This is a genomic window from Sphingomonas sp. Leaf30 (genome assembly GCF_001422525.1).
In the GTDB taxonomy this organism is placed as follows: Bacteria; Pseudomonadota; Alphaproteobacteria; order Sphingomonadales; family Sphingomonadaceae; genus Sphingomonas; species Sphingomonas aerolata.
The window spans coordinates 730,984-749,371 of sequence record NZ_LMKZ01000001.1 but is presented as its reverse complement, the minus strand read 5'-3'; the positions used below and the strand labels follow the sequence as shown (position 1 = coordinate 749,371).

General features: G+C 67.2%; 17 protein-coding genes and 2 tRNA genes. 9 read left to right on the top strand and 10 right to left on the bottom strand.

Features of this window, described 5'->3' with window-relative positions; genetic code table 11:
- Positions 1–128 precede the first annotated feature (128 nt).
- The 3 genes from ASE89_RS03565 to ubiA are packed head-to-tail and all read right to left on the bottom strand — an operon-like array spanning position 129 to position 3,204.
- The gene (locus ASE89_RS03565) at positions 129–926 is read right to left on the bottom strand and encodes a 3'(2'),5'-bisphosphate nucleotidase CysQ (RefSeq protein WP_269082941.1); all 798 of its coding nucleotides are present in this window, start codon (positions 924–926) and stop codon (positions 129–131) included.
- The gene (locus ASE89_RS03560) at positions 919–2,265 is read right to left on the bottom strand and encodes a TldD/PmbA family protein (protein WP_056674091.1); all 1,347 of its coding nucleotides are present in this window, start codon (positions 2,263–2,265) and stop codon (positions 919–921) included. Before ASE89_RS03560 ends, ASE89_RS03565 begins: the two co-directional genes overlap by 8 nt.
- A 15-nt stretch (positions 2,266–2,280) precedes the next feature.
- The gene (gene ubiA / locus ASE89_RS03555) at positions 2,281–3,204 is read right to left on the bottom strand and encodes a 4-hydroxybenzoate octaprenyltransferase (RefSeq protein ID WP_056674088.1); all 924 of its coding nucleotides are present in this window, start codon (positions 3,202–3,204) and stop codon (positions 2,281–2,283) included.
- 84 nt (positions 3,205–3,288) lie between these two features.
- Here ubiA and ASE89_RS20725 point away from each other — a divergent pair, with 84 nt between their 5' ends.
- The 3 genes from ASE89_RS20725 to ASE89_RS03545 all read left to right on the top strand — a co-directional run bounded on the left by ASE89_RS20725 (position 3,289) and on the right by ASE89_RS03545 (position 5,751).
- Positions 3,289–3,444, top strand: coding sequence for a hypothetical protein (locus ASE89_RS20725; RefSeq protein WP_166746254.1), 156 nt, complete (start codon positions 3,289–3,291; stop codon positions 3,442–3,444).
- 80 nt (positions 3,445–3,524) lie between these two features.
- Entirely contained in the window at positions 3,525–4,298 is a 774-nt protein-coding gene (locus ASE89_RS03550; protein WP_056674085.1) for a 16S rRNA (uracil(1498)-N(3))-methyltransferase, read from the top strand.
- A gap of 64 nt (positions 4,299–4,362) precedes the next feature.
- Positions 4,363–5,751, top strand: a complete 1,389-nt coding sequence (locus tag ASE89_RS03545; protein ID WP_056674082.1) for a glutamate--cysteine ligase — start codon at positions 4,363–4,365, stop codon at positions 5,749–5,751.
- On the opposite strand, the gene ASE89_RS03540 is transcribed toward ASE89_RS03545, so the two are convergent.
- A complete protein-coding gene (locus tag ASE89_RS03540) occupies positions 5,748–7,067 on the bottom strand; it encodes a methyltransferase family protein (RefSeq protein ID WP_082451213.1) in 1,320 nt (439 codons plus the stop codon). The two genes, ASE89_RS03545 and ASE89_RS03540, sit on opposite strands and share 4 nt — an antisense overlap.
- A 160-nt stretch (positions 7,068–7,227) precedes the next feature.
- Between ASE89_RS03540 and ASE89_RS03535 the strand changes: the two genes are divergently transcribed.
- Positions 7,228–7,301: transfer RNA gene (locus tag ASE89_RS03535), tRNA-Gly, on the top strand.
- 472 nt (positions 7,302–7,773) lie between these two features.
- Positions 7,774–8,661 (top strand): glycosyltransferase family 4 protein, encoded by an 888-nt coding sequence (locus tag ASE89_RS03530; RefSeq protein WP_056674079.1) that lies wholly within the window; start codon positions 7,774–7,776, stop codon positions 8,659–8,661.
- 169 nt (positions 8,662–8,830) lie between these two features.
- On the opposite strand, the gene mqo is transcribed toward ASE89_RS03530, so the two are convergent.
- The 5 genes from mqo to ASE89_RS03505 all read right to left on the bottom strand — a co-directional run bounded on the left by mqo (position 8,831) and on the right by ASE89_RS03505 (position 13,183).
- Positions 8,831–10,564: a malate dehydrogenase (quinone) gene (gene mqo, locus ASE89_RS03525; protein WP_236701603.1), complete on the bottom strand. Its 1,734-nt coding sequence runs from the start codon at positions 10,562–10,564 to the stop codon at positions 8,831–8,833.
- Between the two features lie 404 nt (positions 10,565–10,968).
- Positions 10,969–11,361, bottom strand: coding sequence for a hypothetical protein (locus tag ASE89_RS03520; RefSeq protein ID WP_042467029.1), 393 nt, complete (start codon positions 11,359–11,361; stop codon positions 10,969–10,971).
- A 41-nt stretch (positions 11,362–11,402) separates the two neighbouring features.
- A complete protein-coding gene (locus ASE89_RS03515) occupies positions 11,403–11,861 on the bottom strand; it encodes a hypothetical protein (RefSeq protein ID WP_056674077.1) in 459 nt (152 codons plus the stop codon).
- Between the two features lie 33 nt (positions 11,862–11,894).
- On the bottom strand, positions 11,895–12,908 hold the full coding sequence (locus ASE89_RS03510) for a sigma factor-like helix-turn-helix DNA-binding protein (RefSeq protein ID WP_056674072.1): 1,014 nt from the start codon (positions 12,906–12,908) through the stop codon (positions 11,895–11,897).
- 188 nt (positions 12,909–13,096) lie between these two features.
- A tRNA-Tyr gene (locus ASE89_RS03505) sits at positions 13,097–13,183 on the bottom strand.
- A gap of 126 nt (positions 13,184–13,309) precedes the next feature.
- Here ASE89_RS03505 and ASE89_RS03500 point away from each other — a divergent pair.
- Positions 13,310–14,959, top strand: coding sequence for a M20/M25/M40 family metallo-hydrolase (locus ASE89_RS03500; RefSeq protein WP_056674069.1), 1,650 nt, complete (start codon positions 13,310–13,312; stop codon positions 14,957–14,959).
- Between the two features lie 21 nt (positions 14,960–14,980).
- The gene (gene rlmB / locus ASE89_RS03495; protein ID WP_031440547.1) at positions 14,981–15,727 is read left to right on the top strand and encodes a 23S rRNA (guanosine(2251)-2'-O)-methyltransferase RlmB; all 747 of its coding nucleotides are present in this window, start codon (positions 14,981–14,983) and stop codon (positions 15,725–15,727) included.
- Positions 15,728–15,763: 36 nt separating this feature from the next.
- On the opposite strand, the gene ASE89_RS03490 is transcribed toward rlmB, so the two are convergent.
- On the bottom strand, positions 15,764–16,081 hold the full coding sequence (locus ASE89_RS03490; protein ID WP_031396278.1) for a 2Fe-2S iron-sulfur cluster-binding protein: 318 nt from the start codon (positions 16,079–16,081) through the stop codon (positions 15,764–15,766).
- Positions 16,082–16,153: 72 nt separating this feature from the next.
- Here ASE89_RS03490 and ASE89_RS03485 point away from each other — a divergent pair, with 72 nt between their 5' ends.
- The gene (locus ASE89_RS03485; RefSeq protein WP_056674067.1) at positions 16,154–16,777 is read left to right on the top strand and encodes a DNA-3-methyladenine glycosylase family protein; all 624 of its coding nucleotides are present in this window, start codon (positions 16,154–16,156) and stop codon (positions 16,775–16,777) included.
- A 208-nt stretch (positions 16,778–16,985) separates the two neighbouring features.
- On the top strand, positions 16,986–18,293 hold the full coding sequence (locus ASE89_RS03480) for an Nramp family divalent metal transporter (RefSeq protein ID WP_056674064.1): 1,308 nt from the start codon (positions 16,986–16,988) through the stop codon (positions 18,291–18,293).
- Positions 18,294–18,388: the final 95 nt, after the last annotated feature.

Here is an 18,388-nt window from a genome sequence, read left to right as displayed (position 1 = left end):
GCTTACAAGCTCGGCCGGCCTCGCTCAGGCGAGGTCCGACGACGCGGCTTAGCCGCGGCGCTCAGCAAAAACGAAAAAGGCCGGAGGGAAACCTCCGGCCTTTTTCGTGTCCAGCGAAGCGCCCAGCCCTACCCGAGAATAGCCGCCGCCCGATCCGCTAGCCGCGCGATCGCCGCGCGGTGGATCCCGCGGGTGCTCGCGACGACCCCGAACGCCTGCGGGCGCGGCTTGTTGAACACCAACGGGATCCCGACCGCGTCGGTCACTGCGGCGCCCGCCTCGCTCGCGACCAGCGCGGCGGCGGCGATGTCCCACTCATTCCCCCAGCGCAGCGTCGCGACCAGGTCGGCACGGTCGGCTGCGACCATCGCGATCCTGAGCGCGATCGAATTGGGCTTCTCAACCACGACCAGATCGCGGTCCGCCTTGGGCAGCGCATCGGTCGGCACGCGCGATCCGGGAAAGTCGGTGCGCGATCCGGCCTGCAACGCCGCGCCGTTGAGCGTTGCGCCTTCGCCGAGCGCCGCCGACCAGATCTCGCCCCGCGCCGGCGCATCGAGCACGCCGATCACCACCCGCCCGCGTTCGACCAGCGCGATCGACACGCACCAGCCCGGACGTGCCCGGATATAGTCGCGCGTGCCATCGATCGGGTCGACGACCCAGAGCCGGTCGCGCGCGAGCCGCGCGGGATTGTCGGCGGTTTCCTCCGACAGCCAGCCGGCATCGGGCAGCAGTGCGGACAGCCGCACCTTCAACATCCGGTCGATATCGATATCGACCTCGCACACCGGGCTGCCCGGCGTCTTTTCCCAGCGGTGGAAATCGGTCCCGAACCGCGCGAGCGCCATCTGCCCGGCTTCGGCAGCGATCGATTCCACCGCCTCGCGCAACGTCGTGACGTGACCCGGGGGCGGTTCAGCCACTCGCCACCGTCATCCCCTCCACACGCAACGTGGGCACGTTGATGCCGTAGCGGAATTCGAGATCGTTGGCGGGGGTTATCGCCAGGAACATGTCCTTCGCATTCCCCGCGATCGTGAATTCGGCGACCGGCCCGGTGATGACGCCGTTCTCGATTCTGAAGCCCGCCGCGCCGCGGCTGTAATCGCCGGTGACGCCATTCGCGCCGCCGCCCATCAGCTCGGTCACATAGACGCCGGACACGATATCCTCGATCAGCGTCTCGGGCGGCATCGCGCCCGCTTCCATGAAGACATTGCTCGTCGACACGCCCGGCGCGCCGTTGACGCCGCGCGCGGCATGGCCGGTTGGCTCAAGCCCCAATTGCCGCGCCGACGCCGAATCGAGCAGCCAGCTTTCGAGCATGCCATGTTCGATGATCGCGGTCGGCGACACCGGCAGGCCTTCGCCATCGAACGGCCGCGACCGCAATCCATAAGGCCGATGCGGATCGTCGCGGATCGTGATGCCATGCGCAAACACCTGCGAGCCAAGCGAATCGAGCAGGAAGCTCGTCTTGCGCGTGATCGCCTGCCCCGCGATCGCCGCGATCAGATGGCCGAGCAGCGAGCTGCCGACGCGCGGATCATACACCACCGTCATCGGCCCGCTCGCGAGCCGCCCCGGATTGAGCCGCGCGACTGCCTGCTCGCCCGCGCGCTGCCCGATCGCCTCGGGTGATTCGAGATGCTGGCGATGCCGCACGCTGTGATAGGCATAGTCACGCTGCATCGCGCCGCCCTCGCCCGCCAGCACGCTCGCCGACACGCCATAGGCTGTCGAAGCATAGGCGCCCGCGAATCCATGGCTGGTGGCGAGCGCCCAGACGCTGCTCGACGCGCTCGCGCCGCCGCCTTCGCTGTTCGTTACGCCAGGCACCGCGCGCGCCGCATCCTCCGCTGCAGTCGCCGCATCGCGCAGCTGCTCGGGCGAGACCTCACCGTGATCGGCAAGCCCGAGCATCGGCGGTACGCCGTGCAACAGGCGGTTTTCGGGGGCGAGGCCGGCCCAGGCATCCTCGGGCGCCTCGCGCGCCATCGCCACCGCACGCGCCGCGAGCGCGTCCATCGCCGCGGACGACAGGTCGGAGGTCGAGACGCTCGCCGATCGCTTGCCGACGAACACGCGCAGGCCCAGGTCCTCGCTTTCCGACCGGCCGATATCCTCGAGCTTGCCGAGGCGGATCGAAACGTCGAGCGAGGCATCGGCGGCGAAGACCGCATCGGCGGCGTCCGCGCCGGCGGCCTTGGCGCGCGCTACGATGTCATGGGCGCGGTCGCGGGCTTGATCGGGTGTGAGCATGTCGCCGATCTAGGGTCACAGGCTCGTGCCGACAACCACGCAGGCGAGGAAGATCAGCAACCCCGTGAAGCGGTTGGCGCGGAATCGGGCGAGCGCACCGGCGCCGTCGTCCGCGCGCAGCGTCGCGACCTGCCACCCCAGATGCAGTGCAGCGGGCGCCAGCGCGGCGATCGCGAGCGGATCGGGCCGCATCGTCCAGAACGCCGCCGACCAGAACCCGACTGCGATCGCATAGAAAATCCCGACCCCCGCCTTTACATGCCGCCCCATGCGGAGCGCGGACGACCGAATGCCGATCATCGCATCGTCCTCGCGGTCCTGCAGCGCATAGATCGTGTCATAGCCGATCACCCAGGCGATCGACCCCGCATAGAGCAGCCACATCGGCAACGTCAGCGCGCCGGCGATGTCGCTCCACCCGACCAGCAACGCCCAGCTGAACACCAGCCCGAGCCATGCCTGCGGCCACCAGGTGATGCGCTTCATGAACGGATAGGCGGCGACCGGCGCGAGGCTCGCCAGCGCGACGACCGCGGCGAGCGGCGTCAGCTGCAGCAGCACGACCAGCCCGACGAGCGCCAGCACGCCGAGCCAGATCCACGCCAGCCGCAACGAGACGAGCCCGCTCGGGATCGGCCGCGCCCGCGTCCGCGCGACCTGCGCGTCGAGATCGCGGTCGACGATGTCGTTGAACACGCAGCCTGCGCCGCGCATCGCGATGCTGCCGAGCAGGAACCACGCGATCAGATCCCACCGCGCCCATGCCCCGCCCGCCAGCGCGATCCCCCAGGCGCCGGGCCAGAACAACAGCCACCAGCCGATCGGCCGGTCGAACCGCGCAAGCAGCGCCAGCCCGCGCAGCCTCGGCGGCAGCCGCGCGACCAGGCCGCGATGTTCGCTGTCGGGGACGATGTCCATCGGGCTCGGTGTGGTCTGCATGACGCGGGGCGTAGGAAGACGGCGTTTGGCGCGCAAGCCCGCAGCGGCTAGGATCACGTCAGTGTCGCGTTCGAGCCCCTTTGCATGATCGGCCTGTCGGTCGCGGTCGGCCGTTTCGTCGAGGCGCTCTTCTGGGGCATCTTCCGCGTCGCGGGCGCGGTCGCGGGTGCGCTGATCCTTGGCATCGCGGTCGCGATCATCGTGTGGATCGTCGCCCGCAAACTCTGGAACCGCCGCTAACCAATCCCCCCTGACGGCGGAGGATCGCGAACGAGCGAAACGCCCTCCCCGCATGCGGCGGGATTTGCTAGGCCCCCGCAATGCCTGCAACCCCAGCCTGGCCGCCGCAATCCACGCCGCGGCTGTTCGTCGACACCCCGCTCAGCTCCGGTCCACTCCCGGTCGACGGCCCCGCCGCGCATTATCTCGCGGGCGTCATGCGGCTGAAGATCGGCGACCCGGTCAAGCTGTTCGACGACCGCACCGGCGAATGGCTCGCCACCGCGGCCAGCGTCGGCAAGCGCGACCTCGTCCTCGACGTGACCGAACGACTCCGCGAACGTGAGGCGGTGCCCGATCTGTGGCTCTGCGCCGCGCCTATCAAGAAAGGCCGGGTCGACTGGCTCGCGGAGAAGGCGTGCGAGCTCGGCGTCGACCGGCTCGTCCCCGTCGTCACGCGCCGCACCGTGGTCGACAAGCCCAATACCGACCGTCTGCGCACGCACATGATCGAGGCGGCCGAGCAATGCGGGCGCACCGCGCTGCCGCAGGTCGCCGAACCGGTGAAGCTCGCAGCGTTGCTCCGCGACTGGCCCGCCGATCGCACGCTGTTCTTTGCGGACGAGACGGGCGGCGCGCCCGCGCTCGCGGCAATGCGCGCGCATGCCGGTCCCGCGGCGATCCTGATCGGCCCCGAAGGCGGTTTCGACGCCGACGAGCGTGCGGCGATTCGCGCGCATCCCCAGGCGGTCGGCATCGGCCTCGGCCCGCGCATCCTCCGCGCGGAAACCGCAGCGGCGGCGGCGGTCGCGCTGTGGATGGCGGCGGCGGGCGATTGGGCGGCCGAACCGCCCGTCCCGTCACCCGTCGCGTGACATTGCTACCGACCGGTCCGAATCCCCTCTAGCACCCTCGTTCATCGCCGCGTAAGGCGCGGCGATGACGAGCAAGACCGCCCCTGCAAAGACCAGCCCGACGATCGAGTCGCGCGACCAGTTGATCGCCAGCTTCGCGCGCGGTGAAAAGCCCCGGGACCGCTGGCGGATCGGCACCGAGCACGAGAAATTTGTATACGCGAAGGACGATCATCGCGCGCCTTCGTACACCGAGGCGGGCGGCATCCGCGCGCTGCTCGGCGAGCTCGAACAATATGGCTGGGCGCCCGTGTTCGAGCGCGGCCCCGACGGTACCGATAACGTCATTGCGATGACCGGCGCGGACGGTAGCATTAGCCTGGAGCCTGCAGGCCAGTTCGAACTCTCGGGCGCGCCGCTTGAGACCCTCCACGAAACCTGCGCCGAGACCGGCAGGCATCTCGAACAGGTCAAGGCCGCGGGCGAAAAGCTCGGCATCGGCTTCCTCGGGCTCGGCATGTGGCCCGACAAGACCCGCGCGGAGCTGCCGATCATGCCCAAGGGTCGCTATGCGATCATGCTGCGGCACATGCCGCGCGTCGGCAGCATGGGGCTCGACATGATGCTGCGGACCTGCACGATCCAGGTGAACCTGGATTATGCATCCGAGGCGGACATGGTGAAGAAATTCCGCGTCGGCCTCGCGCTTCAGCCGCTCGCGACCGCGCTCTTCGCCAATTCGCCGTTCACCGAGGGCAAGCCCAACGGCATGCTGTCCTATCGCAGCCATATCTGGTCCGACACCGACCCGCACCGCACCGGCATGCTGCCCTTCGTGTTCGAGGACGGCTTCGGCTATGACCGCTACACCGACTATGCGCTCGATGTGCCGATGTACTTCGTCTACCGCGACGGCAAATACATCGACGCGGCGGGGCTCAGCTTCCGCGATTTCCTAAGGGGCAAGCTCAGCGTCCTGCCCGGCGAAAAGCCGACGCTCGACGACTGGACCGATCATCTCTCGACCGCCTTTCCCGAGGTGCGGCTGAAGACCTTCCTCGAGATGCGCGGCGCCGATGGCGGGCCGTGGAACCGGATCTGCGCGCTGCCCGCGCTCTGGGTCGGGCTGCTCTACGATCAGGGTGCGCTCGATGCGGCATGGGATCTGGTGAAGGACTGGACGATCGACGAACGCCAGTCGCTGCGCGATTCGGTGCCCAAGCTCGGGCTGAATGCGCCGATCGCAGGTGGCGGCCAGTTGCGCGACATCGCCGCACAGGTGCTCGATATCGCGGGTGCCGGCCTGTCGTCGCGCGCACGCCTCAACAAGGCGGGCGACAACGAGACCGGCTTCCTCGATCCGCTGCGCGAGATCGTCCGTTCGGGCAAGGTCCCCGCCGAGCTGCTGCTCGACAAGTATAACGGCGCATGGGGCGGCGATATCGCCAAGGTTTACGGCGTGGAGAGCTTCTAGGCGCCTGACGCGCGGCGCGACCCGGCCACCCACGCCAGAAGGCGCGGTACCAGTCCGTTGCGCGCCATCCAGTCGCTATAGGCGCGGTAATCGGGGTCGAGGCCCAGATGCCGCTCCTCGGTCCGCGCACGCCAGTAATAGACCCCGCTCACCGCCGCGAGCAGCAGGGTCGCGCGCATCGCGTCGATCGGCGTCCCCGTGGTCAGCACGGGGATCGTCGACAGCCACCAGAACAGGTTCTTCGACAGATAGGCGGGGTGCCGCGACCAGGCATAGGGCCCGTGCGTCAGGATCCCGCGGTTGGTGAGATTGGAGAATCGCAAGCCGAACGCCATCGTCGCCCACGCATAGATCGCGGTCAGCGCGACCAGCACCGCGCCGATCAGCACCAGCAGGACGGGGTGATACTGGAACCAGACGTCCCATTCCTGCGTGCCCGGGTGATAGTCCATCGGCCCGCCGTCGCTCATCAGGATGATCGGCGGATAGCACATCAACGCCGCCATCCACGCCGCCGCGAACGGATTGGCGCTGCGGATATGCGAATCGAGCGGTCGCAGCGTCAGGACATAGCCGACCGTCGCAAAGGCGACGTCGATCAGGAACATGAAGGTGATCAGCCACCTGGCGAGCGCGACCGGGTCGCGCAGTATCGCGGTCGTGTCGCCGCGGATGAACTCGCCGAACCCGCCCGGCACGATCGCGAGCATGAAGGCGAGGAAGAACGCCTTCACTCCCCAGCTGCGCAGGTGGTTTTGGAGCGTCGCGCGGTCGACCCCCGGCTGCCCGGTCAGCCATGCCCCGAGCGACCAGGCCCCGTCCTTCGGTTCCACCAGAAAGCGGTCGAGCCAGAGGACATAGGGGATCGACACGAGCACGAGGATCGGCGCGGCGTTGGTGAAGCACCACATCGCAAAGGCGAAATTCCCCTCCCAATAGAATCGCCCGGTGCCATAGATCACCGCGATCCCCGCCCAGGTCACCCAGAAGGCAGCGAGCTTGGTCAGGCTGACGTCGATCGTCTCGCGCCATGGCCGGGGCCGCGACCAGTCCAGCCCGGTGCTCGGCCGGCGATGGACCTTGTCGACCAGCACCGACCACAGGATCATCGGGACCGCGCAGACAAGCAGGTTGACCAGCGCGGCATAGGGCCCGTCCATCCCCCAGCCGCGCGCGCACGCCACCCAGCCGAGCACGCCCGCCAGCCCCGACAGCCCGGCGCCGTGACTGACCGCGGACGCGGGGCGCGGATCCGCGGCGCGGCGCCGTTGCAGGGTCAGGCTCGTCGTCTCGGGAAGCACGGGCGCGTCGGACATGGCGCCAAAGGTAGCCGATTTTCGTCAGCAAACCATGAACCATCCTGCCCCGGCTTGCACCACCCCACGACCCGCGCTATCGCGACCCTACACCTTCTGCCACCCGTCTCCCCTTCGCGACGGTCAGAGCGGGGGCGCAGGCCGCGGCAACGCCGGCTTCGCGGGTATAGTACAATGGTAGTACAGCAGCCTTCCAAGCTGAATACACGGGTTCGATTCCCGTTACCCGCTCCATCGTTTCCAATAGCGCCGACCAGTCTCGAAGTGCGGAGCCCGATCATCGCCTGACTATGCCGTGAGATGCGCTGTTATAGGCAGCGATAGCCGGTATAGCGAACTCTGTTCCTCACAGCACGCGCCCTGCCGCATTTTCTGATTGTTAGAAGTCGGGCTCCCTATTCCGATTTCGACATGACCCATTTGCTGATTTCTGGTAGCTCTATGACGCATATTACCGATGATTTCGGGATGAAATACTATTAGCAAGTCTTTTCAACGATGGGACGTCGACTTCACCCTTTCGCTTCACAATCGAACCGGAAAGTATTTTATCGGCAGGGACATTATCGACACGCTGCCGGAGGTATTTCGCAGCGTGAAGATATGGAGGCTTCCCGAAAAGGTCGGCGTCAATGCCTTGTCCCGCAAAGTCATCGGTCGATTATGGGCCGAAGAGGATCGCCTCAGAGCCCGGTATCCCAGGCTGGTGCCGCGACAGCGGAGCCGACGCGCGGTCCTTCATCTCGATCCGATGACCGTGCTGGGCTGGCACGTCGCGTCGCATGATGCCGTGCTGTGCCACGATCTCGGCCCCCTGACGCATCCCGAACTCTTCGCCCCGTCCGTCACCGCGCTCTACGAGCGGGTCTATGCACGCATCGCCGAACGCCAGCCCCGCATGGCCTTTGTCAGCCAGGCGTCGAGGGCGGCTTTTCAATGCCTTTATGGCACCGGGTCCCCCGCCACCGTGATCTATCCGCCGATCCGCAGCGGCGTGGCGGGTGGCGCGCAACACGCCGTGGACGGCGTTGAAGGCCTGTTTCTGCTAACCGTGGGCAGCATCGGGCGCCGCAAGAACCAGCTGGCCAGCATCCGCGCATTCGCGCACGCGGGCCTTGCCGATGCGGGCTATCACTATGTCATCTGCGGCAGTCGCGAGCCGGGATCCGAGGCCGTCATCGCCGAGGCCGAGCAAACCCCCGGCGTCATCCTCCTGCCCTATGTCTCGGACGAGCAGTTGCGCTGGCTCTACGCGCATGCGCGGGGGTTCGTGCTGGTGAGCCTTCTCGAAGGATTTGGCGTCCCGGTCGCGGAAGCGATGCGTAACGGACTGGTGCCGCTGATCAGCGCCGACAGCGTCCTCGAAGAGGTCGCGGGACCAAGTGCGATCGCGGTCGATCCGCACTCGGTCGAGGCCATCGCCGCGGGAATGACACAGCTTGCCGAACTCCGCCCGGACCAGATCGCGGCACGGCGGGTCGATCTCGAGGCGCGTCTCGACGCGTTCTCGATGCCGACCTTTGTCGATGCGTGGAGGGCCTTTCTGAGTGCCGAGGCCCAGTGTCACCCCGCGCCGTCGGCCGTTTCGGTTTAGCGGACCGGGACGACACGGCGCTGGAGGAGCAAAGCAGCCCCCAGACCGGCGAGCGTCGGCGTCTCGACGAAGCGACGAACTCCGCTACGACAAGCGCAGCCCCGCCATATCGTCCGTCGCCCGACGGTCTCCCCGGCAATGCCGGGGAGGGCGCGATCGAGGACAGAGGTCAGAGGGCGAGGTCGGGGCTGCGGTCCGGCTTGACGCGCATCGCGGCGGGCCGGGGCTTGGTCGCGACATGGACCGCCGGCGAGGCGATGGCGAGTTGCAGCGTCTCGGCGGTATTGCCCCAGTGATCGGCGAGCAGTTCGGGATGCTCGTTGAGCTTGATGCCGTAGCTCGGCACGATCTCGCGGATCTTGGCCTGCCAGCCGGCAGTCGACAGCCGGTTCGGAAACACCTTCTTGAGCAGGTCGAGCATGATCGACGGCGCGGTCGAGGCACCCGGCGACGCGCCGAGCAGCGCCGCGATCGAGCCGTCCTTCGACGCGACGATCTCGGTGCCCAGCTTCAGCACGCCGCCCTTTTCAGGATCGCGCTTGATGATCTGCACGCGCTGGCCCGCCTGCCACAAGCGCCAGTCGCCGTCCTTGGCGCCGGGGAAATACTCGCGCAGCGCCTCCATCCGGTCGGCATCCGACATGATCAGCTGCCCCGCGAGATATTCGACCAGCGCGAAATCGTCCCAGCCGACCGCGACCATCGGCCGGAAATTGTCGATCGTCACCGATGCCGGGAGATCGAAATAGGACCCCTGCTTCAGGAACTTGGTCGAGAAAGTCGCGAACGGTCCGAACAGCAGCGCCTGCTTGCCGTCGAGATAGCGGGTGTCGAGATGCGGGACCGACATGGGCGGCGAGCCGACCGCGGCCTTGCCGTAGACCTTGGCGAGATGGCGATGCGTGATCTCGGGCTTGTCCGCGACCAGGAAGGATCCGCCGACCGGGAAGCCGGCATAGTCGTCCGCCTCGGGGATCCCGGACTTCTGCAGGATCGGCAGTGCGCCGCCACCCGCGCCGGCAAAGACGAAGCGCGCATTGATGACCCGCTTGTCGTCGGTCTTCATGTCGCGCGCGGTGACTTTCCAGCCGCCCTTGGCGTTGCGCTCGAGCGAACGAACCTCATGCCCCGTCGTCAGCGTGAAATTCGCCTGCTTCTCGAGCGCGGCGATATATTGCCGCGTCACCGTGCCCCAGTCGCAGTCCGTGCCGAGCGGCGAGCGGGTCGCCGCAAGCGGCAGCGACGCGTCGCGGCCCTGCATCATCAGCGGCACCCATTTGGCGATCTGGGCGCGGTCGGTGGAGAATTCCATGCCCGAGAAGAGCGGGCTCGCGCCCAGCGCTTCCCAGCGCTTGCGCAGGAAGGCGACATTGGCGTCGCCCCAGACGAGGTTCATGTGCGGGGTCGAGTTGATGAACGTCCGCGGTGCGCCAAGCATGCCGGCCTTGACCTGGTGGCTGAGAAACTGGCGCGTGACCTGGAACTGCTCATTGATCTCGACCGCCTTGGCGATCTCGACACGGCCGTCGGCCGCGTTGACCGGCGTGTAGTTCAGTTCGCACAGCGCCGAATGGCCGGTGCCCGCGTTGTTCCAGCCGCCCGAGCTCTCTTCGGCAACCTTGTCGAGCCGCTCGACCAGCTCGATCGTCCAGCTCGGCTCGAGCTGGCGCAGCAGCACGGCGAGCGTCGCGCTCATGATGCCGCCGCCGATCAGCAGCACGTCGACCGAGCGTTCCGTCGTCGCGGCCTGCGCCGGCGACAGGGGGACCATGGCGGAGGACCCCGCGACGCCCGCAACGATCGCCGAGCCTAGAAGATTGCGGCGCGTTACGCCCGTGCCGGCCGCCGGAGCGTCGCCTGCCTGCTCGGCGGTCCGCGTGTCGTCGTTCGATCCAATTTGCACTATGATGCCTTTTTCGTTACCGCCTGCCCGCCCCCGATCCCGGCCCCCGAGGGGCGGAGACGGCTAAGGGCGCATCGCCGGATGATGGATGGGCTGCGCAGGATCGGCCGAAAGACGCACAGAAGCGATCGACCGAGCACAACCGTTGCTCAAAGTCCTCGCCCATTTGCCGGAATTTATTGGGAGGCCCGCAAACCAGTAAAATTGACGGGTATCCGAGACTTACATGTCATCGCAGGCGCTATTTTTCAAGCTTTGGATGGCGGACGGCCGGATCGGGGCCCGCCATGCGCGCCGTATCGAGCCGCGCTACAGCCGGTGCGAAGACGCCCGGTCGGCGCCGGCCGCAGGGATCTTGTTCGTCCGGCGGTCAAGCTCGACCGGTCACCCGGCCGGCTTGCGGATCAACAATCCACCAGACCCGCGAGCAGATCGCTCATCCGCTGACGCCCGACGACCGACAGCTGAATATGCGATCGTCGACCGTCATTTTTGTCGCGGGTCCGCAGAACGAGACCCGCCTCCTGCAGGATCGCAAGGTAGCGCAGCGCCGTCGCCGAAGGCGCCCGCGCGCCGATGCACACCGCGGACACGCTGAGCTGACGCCCCTCGTGATGCGATATGAACAGGTCGAGCAGCATGTCCCAGGCCGGTTCGGAGAACAGGTCCGCGCCGAATGCCGCGTCGCGCTGGCGACGCAGTTCGTACAGATGCTTGGCAGCGCTCACCAGGCGGGCGGGATCGACGGCGGCGGGTGCAAGAGCCGGCCCGGGCCGTGCGCCGTTCAAGAGTCGCATGAAAGGAATGGCATAAGACATTTAAAGCCTCAGATGCAGGGCTAAGGAAGGGTCGGGTCCTGGCGGCTCCAGTCGAGATCCCAGCCTCGCGACCGGACCCGTCTGGCATGCCGCATCGTTCCGACGGCGAGCAGCAGGACGATGGGGTAGCTCCACATGACCGACAGGACCGCATAAGCGAGCCGGATCACGTCGGGATTGATGGCCCGGGCCAGATGCGCCCCGGTCCCCAGTGCATGGAGCGCGGTGACCCAGGCCGGCCAGAACCGATCGGCGTGCAGCGTGATGGCGATCATCACGCCGAGCAGGACGATGTCGACGGTCATGATACCGATCTCGACGTCGACGAACTCGCCTGCGCCAAGCTGGTGAAACATCCGCGTGGCCAGTGCCGCGAGCAGCAGGGCAAGCCCGGTCAGCCGCTCGGGGGCACCGCCACGCCAGAATGCATAGCCGGTCGCCGCCAGTTGCAGCGCGTTGAAGAGCCAGACGCGGTCCACGTTATCGGGTCAAGCGATCCACCGGCCGCGTCGTCAGGCGGCAACGACGAGGTGCAGCCGCGCATCGTCGCGCAGAGCCCCTTCGTTGGGCGGACACTCGCCCTCGTCACCATAGGCATAGAAGGCACCGAGGCCGATTTCGCTGCGTACCGCGACCAGCGCCTGGTGCGCGTCGACGAAGCGCTGGCGGGCCTTGATCAGATCGGACGATGCATCCGCGACGAGTTGCAGCGCGGCGATCCCGGTCGCGACCGGCAATCTTGCCGCCGCACGCTGCTGCAATAAGGTCGCGACGCAGGATGCGGCGAGCGACGCGGCCTGGTCGACCGCCGCCTCCGCCTTGAGAAAGTCCGCGGTGACCCTGTCGGTTGCCTGACGACGTTCCTTCAACATGTCGAATTTCCCACCCCAGCGCGACGAATGCTCGACCCGGGGAGAGGCGGCGCTGCCGCGAACCTGCCTGAACAGGCTCGTCATGGTCATCGTCATCGTCACCAGCGCCACCGTGGTGATCGCCAGCAACGCCATGAGCCCGACCAGCCGGATCAGCCTGTCCCCCTTGGACAAGCGGTTCCGCGCCGCTCCCTCCGGTCCGCCTCCGGGCGTCATCCCCATGAAGCGGCGGACGAGCCCCCATGGATCGTCCTGGCCGACCTGTGGCGGATGCGACGGCGCGCGCGCTACGTCGATTGGTTCGGATGGGAGCCGATCATACGTCGCGACCAGCAGGTCGGACGACGGCATTGGCGACGTCCCGTCCTCCGTCCTGTCGTTCGCGGCGCGGGGCTCGGGCGTGGCGGAGGGCATGACGCGGGGCTCTGCGGGCACATCGAAATCCCCGGCAGTTTCGTGCCGTTGCAACAGCCGCGCAGCCTCGAACCGCGACCCCGCGCCCAGCACCTGAACCGCGCGTTCGATCCGCTTGTCGATCGCCGACGGCGACACGCCGAGCAGCGCTGCGATCTCCTTCGAATTGTGATGCGTCAGGACCAGTCGAAGACAGGCCCGTTGCGCTTCGGTCAGGAGATCAATGCGGCTGGCAGACATAGACCTACATTAACCGCAATTCCGCGGTTAGGCATCCCTGTTTGAAGCGCGCCGAATGCCGTCGCGGGACGCGTTTTTGCGCACAATGTCCGCACGACATCCCGGCACAGATCTGAAGGTTGTGAGGTTCGCGCCTGGCCTTGCTACCGGCAAAGGACCAGAGCTTGGGCGGCAAGACCGCAAAGCTATGGTGGACAGGGCTGGATTCGAACCAGCGTACGGGAAACCCGGGCAGATTTACAGTCTGCTGCCTTTAACCACTCGGCCACCTGTCCAAAGGGGCCACTCTTTCGAGCGAGGCGGCTCAATGGCGAAGCTTGTCGGTGCTGTCAACGCGGGTTGCGCCAACTTCCGCCCCCGCATAGCCTTTCATGCATAAAAAATTGCCCAGGGGGACCTTCATGCACCAATCGCGTCCGTGCCGACTTGCCATTTTCGCAGCAACCGTAACGATCGTCGCGCTCAGCCCCGCGGCCGCCAGGGAGCGTGGCGGCACCGCGAAGCCTGATCAGCCCATGGTCAACCGCATCATCGACGAAGGGACCAACCACAGCCAGGTCATGGTGACCGTCCAGCATCTGACCGACGTCATCGGCCCGCGGCTCACGAATTCGCCGTCGATGCGTACGGCGGAGGCGTGGACTCAGCGCCGCTTCGCCGACTGGGGCCTCACGAATGTTCACAAGGAAGGGTTCGCCTTCGGTCGCGGCTGGTCGATCGAACGGTCGAGCGTGCGGATGACGACCCCGCGGGTGGTGCAACTGACCGCGATTCCCATTGCCTGGACCCCCGGCACGAACGGTACCGCACTCAGCGCGCCCGTGATCGTCGCACCGATGGCGCGCGAGCGCGACTTCGCGAAATGGCGCGGCAAGCTCAGCGGCAAGATCGTGATGCTCACGCGGCCCGGCACCGGCGACGAACCCGCCGAGCCCGCCTTCAAGCGGCTGAGCGGCGAGGATATCGCGAGGCTCGACCGGTTTCAGCAGCCCAATTACGATCCCGACGCCGCCGACCGCCGGATGAAGCGGCTCGATTTCTCGAAAAAGCTCGATGCGTTCCTGAAAAGCGAAGGCGTGGTAGCGACCGCGACGATGGCCTATCACGACGGCAAGCTGGTCAGCGGCGAAGGCTATCTGTTCGGGGTCGGCGATACGCCCGCACTGCCGGGCGTGCAGATCGCCGCGGAGGATTACCGCCGCCTCGCGCGGCTCGCCAAGGCGGGCCCCGCCCCGACGCTCGAGATCGTCAGCGACGTCCGCTTCGATGACAGCGATGCGCAGGCGTACAATATCATCGCCGACATTCCCGGGACCGATCCGAAGGCCGGCTATGTCATGGCGGGCGCGCATCTCGACAGCTGGGTCGCTGCGGACGGTGCCGCCGACAATGCGGCGGGCTCGGCGATGATCATGGAGGCCGCCCGCATCCTGGCCGCAACCGGCGTCCGCCCGAAGCGGACGATCCGGTTCGCGCTCTGGTCGGGCGAGGAGCAGGGCATTCTCGGTTCAATGGCCTATGTCACCCGCCATCTGGCGACCCGCGGCAGTCCCAACGACCCGCCGCAGACCGGGATGCAAAGCTATTACGGCTTTTCGCAGAAATGGCCGATCACCCCGCTGCCGGGTCATGCCGACCTCGCCGCCTATTTCAACATCGACAATGGCTCGGGCAAATTGCGCGGGCTCTATGCGGAGACCAACCCCGCAGTCGTGCCGATCTTTCGCGACTGGCTCAGCCCGTTCGCGTCGATGGGCGCGTCGAACGTCGTCCTGCGCCCGACCGGCGGCACCGATCACGTCTTCCTGCAGCAGGTCGGCGTGCCGGGGTTCCAGTTCATCCAGGATCCGCTCGATTATGGCAGCCGGATCCATCATACGTCGGCCGACACCTTCGATCACCTGAAGGCCGACGACATGCGCCAGGCGTCAATCGTGCTCGCATCGGTGTTGCTCAGCGCGGCGAATGCGGACAAGGCGCTGCCACGCACGCCACTGCCGACCAAGCCGGTGGTGACCGACCCTTATGGATATAGCGATGACGATGACTGATATGATGACGGGAGCGCTCTGATGGCAGCACGCAAGGGCCATCGGCCGAGCAAGGCCCCCGCGGGGCGTCCGCGCTTCTGGGGCAAGCATGCCGTGGGCGCAGCGCTCGCCAATCCCGAACGCACGGTGCGCAAGATCATGGGCACGCGCGAGGCGCTGGCCGGGTTCGACCTGCCCGCGGCCGTGCCGGTGACCTTCGCCGAGGCCACCGATCTCGCGCGACTGGTGCCGGGCGACGCCCCGCATCAGGGCGTGGTGATCGAGGTCGAACCGCTCGAGGACATGTGGCTCGCCGACCTGCTCGAGCATGGCAAGGACGACAACCGTCCGCTCGTCATCCTCGACGGCGTGACCGATCCGCACAATGTCGGCGCGATCCTACGCTCGGCGGCGGCGTTCGATGCGCTCGGCATCGTCACCCCCGACCGCAACGCGCCGCCCGAATCGGGTACGATCGCCCGTGCCGCGTCGGGCGCGCTCGAGACGGTGCCGTGGATCCGCGTGGTTAACCTCGCCCGCGCGCTCGAGGAAATCGCCGAAGCCGGGTTCTGGCGGATCGGCCTCACCGGCCATGCGACGCAGACGCTGTCCGAGGCGATGGGCACGCAGCGCGTCGCGATCGTGCTCGGCGCCGAGGGCGAGGGCATGCGCAAGAACACCGAGGATCACTGCGACGAGCTCGCCAAGCTCCCCATCTCGGAAAAGGTCGAGAGCCTCAACGTCTCGAACGCCGCCGCGATCGCACTCTACGCGGTGACGACGCGCTAACGCTCTCCCTCTCCCCCGCGGGGGAGAGGGACCGGATCAATCCTCGGCGGCGATCCGGACCTTCAGCCCGTCAAGCGCGTCGGTCATGTCGATCTGGCACGACAGCCGCGAATAGTCGTCGCGGTCGCTGGTCGAATCGAGCAGGTCGTTCTCGTCCTCGCTCATCGGCTTGAGTTTGGCCGCAAATTCCGGGTCGACATGGACGTGGCAGGTGGCGCAGGAACAGCAGCCGCCGCACAAAGCGAGGATCTCGTCGATCCCGGCGTCGCGGATGACTTCCATGACCGAAAGACCCGTTTCGCCCATGAGCTCGCGTTCTTCCCCGTCCCGCGTCACGACGATAAGCTTGGGCATGCTGTCCTCCGAAAAACCGTGCGCGGTCCATGCCGCGCGCCGCCGCCCCGATCAAGCTGCAAGGTTCGCGTCATGGGCCTGAACGCCGACCAGTTGCAGGCTGCCATGACCGCGCTGTGTGCGATCGAACCCGCCTTCGCGGTGGCGGTCGCGAACAAGGGCCACCCTGCCCCGCGGATCAGCGAGCGCGGCTTTGCGACGTTGCTCCGCACGATCCTCGGCCAGCAGGTCAGCGTCGCCTCCGCGCAATCGGTCTGGAACAAGCTCGACGCGCTCGTCGGCGGTGCCGCGGACCCCGCCAACATCGCCGCCGCCAGCGACGAGACGCTACGCAGCGCGGGCCTGTCGCGGCAGAAACTCGGCTATGCCCGCAGCCTCGCCGACGAGGTCACGAGCGGCCGGCTCGACCTGACGAACCTGCCCGCCGACGACGAGGAGGCGATTGCTGCCCTCATCCGGGTCAAGGGCATTGGCCGCTGGTCGGCGGAAATCTACCTGCTGTTCGCCGAGGGCCGCACCGACATCTGGCCCGCGGGCGACCTTGCGGTCCAGATCGAGATCGGCCGCATCCTCGGCCACGACGCCCGCCCGAGCGAGAAGCTGACCCGCGAACTCGCCGAAGCCTGGCGCCCGCACCGCGGCGCGGCAGCGATCTTCCTCTGGCATCATTACCAGGCCGACATGAAGGTGATCTGACCGCGGTTGCTGGCGCGACGCCACGCACCCCCTCGTGTCATCCTGACGAAAGTCAGGACCCAGAGCCAAGCAGCCCGGCGCCCGTAACCCTGGATCATGACTTCCGTCAGGATGACGGGAGCAAGGACAGCCGTGCGCCGCCCGCCCGATATCCGCCTGCCGACCGAACTGCTTGTCCCCCCCGCTCCCATCCGGCAAAGCACCAGCGATGCCGCCGCCCAGCTCCGCCCTCGCCCATTCGCTGTCCGACAGCTATCGCACCGTCGCAATCCCCGAAGGCGCGCCCTTTTGGCGGCGGCTGTTCGCGTTCGTCGGGCCGGGCTATCTCGTCGCGGTCGGCTATATGGATCCGGGCAACTGGGCGACCGACATCGCCGGCGGCTCGGCATTCGGCTACACCCTCCTGTCGGTCGTATTGCTGTCCAATCTGATGGCGATGGTGCTCCAGGCCTTGTCCGCACGGCTCGGCATCGTCGCCGGGCTCGACCTCGCCCAGGCCTGCCGCGCGCATTATTCGAAGCGCGTCTCGGTCGTGCTCTGGTTCCTGTGCGAGATCGCGATCATCGCCTGCGATCTGGCCGAAGTGCTCGGCACCGCGATCGCACTCAAATTGCTGTTCGGGCTACCGCTGGTCTGGGGTGTCGTGCTCACCGCGCTCGACGTGTTCCTGATCCTCGCGCTGCAACGCTTCGGCTTCCGCAAGCTCGAGGCGTTCATCGTCGCGCTGCTGGTGATCATCGCCGGCTGCTTCATCTTCGAGCTGTTCCTCGCGCGGCCCGACATGGCAGGCGTGCTCGGCGGGCTGGTGCCGACGACCGAGATCGTCACCAACCCGGCGATGCTCTACATCGCGATCGGCATCCTCGGTGCGACGGTGATGCCGCACAACCTCTATCTCCACTCGTCGATCGTCCAGACGCGTGCGTTCGCGCCGACCGAGGCGGGCAAGCGCGACGCGGTGACGATGGCGACGATCGATGGCACGATCGCGCTCGGCCTCGCCTTCTTTATCAACGCCGCGATCCTGATCCTCGCGGCCGCCACCTTTCACGTCGCGGGGCGCACCGACGTCGCCGATATCGACCAGGCGCATGCGCTGCTCGCGCCGATGCTCGGCATGGGCGCGGCGAGCGTCGTGTTTGCAGTCGCGCTGCTCGCCTCGGGCCAGAATTCGACGGTGACGGGCACGCTCGCCGGCCAGATCGTGATGGAGGGCTTCCTCGACCTGCGCATGCCCGTCTGGTTACGCCGGCTGGTGACGCGGCTGCTCGCGATCATCCCCGCGGTATTCGTGGTCGGCGCCGCGGGCGATGCGGGCGCGACGCGGCTGCTGGTGCTGAGCCAGGTCGTGCTGAGCCTCCAGCTCCCCTTCGCGGTCGTGCCGCTCGTCAAGTTCACCGGCGACGCGCGAATCATGGGATCGCTGGTCAGCCCGGTCTGGCTGAAAACGCTCGCCTGGGTCATCGCCGCGGTCATTATCGGCCTCAACGCGACGCTGCTGATCGGCATGCTCTGAGATAAACTGACATGGATCAGGGGATGTACGGCTAACTGCCGATCGCGTCCCGCGACCTCGCAAGTCCGCGTGACAAAGGTGTCCGCGCGGCTAGG

Excerpts from the sequence above, each read along its gene's own strand:
- ASE89_RS03560 (WP_056674091.1), bottom strand. The coding sequence starts at position 2,265 with ATGCTCACACCCGATCAAGCCCGCGACCGCGCCCATGACATCGTAGCG.
- ubiA (WP_056674088.1), bottom strand. The coding sequence starts at position 3,204 with ATGCAGACCACACCGAGCCCGATGGACATCGTCCCCGACAGCGAACAT.
- ASE89_RS20725 (WP_166746254.1), top strand. The coding sequence starts at position 3,289 with ATGATCGGCCTGTCGGTCGCGGTCGGCCGTTTCGTCGAGGCGCTCTTC.
- ASE89_RS03550 (WP_056674085.1), top strand. The coding sequence starts at position 3,525 with ATGCCTGCAACCCCAGCCTGGCCGCCGCAATCCACGCCGCGGCTGTTC.
- ASE89_RS03545 (WP_056674082.1), top strand. The coding sequence starts at position 4,363 with ATGACGAGCAAGACCGCCCCTGCAAAGACCAGCCCGACGATCGAGTCG.
- ASE89_RS03540 (WP_082451213.1), bottom strand. The coding sequence starts at position 7,067 with ATGTCCGACGCGCCCGTGCTTCCCGAGACGACGAGCCTGACCCTGCAA.
- ASE89_RS03520 (WP_042467029.1), bottom strand. The coding sequence starts at position 11,361 with ATGCGACTCTTGAACGGCGCACGGCCCGGGCCGGCTCTTGCACCCGCC.
- ASE89_RS03510 (WP_056674072.1), bottom strand. The coding sequence starts at position 12,908 with ATGTCTGCCAGCCGCATTGATCTCCTGACCGAAGCGCAACGGGCCTGT.
- ASE89_RS03500 (WP_056674069.1), top strand. The coding sequence starts at position 13,310 with ATGCACCAATCGCGTCCGTGCCGACTTGCCATTTTCGCAGCAACCGTA.
- rlmB (WP_031440547.1), top strand. The coding sequence starts at position 14,981 with ATGGCAGCACGCAAGGGCCATCGGCCGAGCAAGGCCCCCGCGGGGCGT.
- ASE89_RS03490 (WP_031396278.1), bottom strand. The coding sequence starts at position 16,081 with ATGCCCAAGCTTATCGTCGTGACGCGGGACGGGGAAGAACGCGAGCTC.
- ASE89_RS03485 (WP_056674067.1), top strand. The coding sequence starts at position 16,154 with ATGGGCCTGAACGCCGACCAGTTGCAGGCTGCCATGACCGCGCTGTGT.
- ASE89_RS03480 (WP_056674064.1), top strand. The coding sequence starts at position 16,986 with ATGCCGCCGCCCAGCTCCGCCCTCGCCCATTCGCTGTCCGACAGCTAT.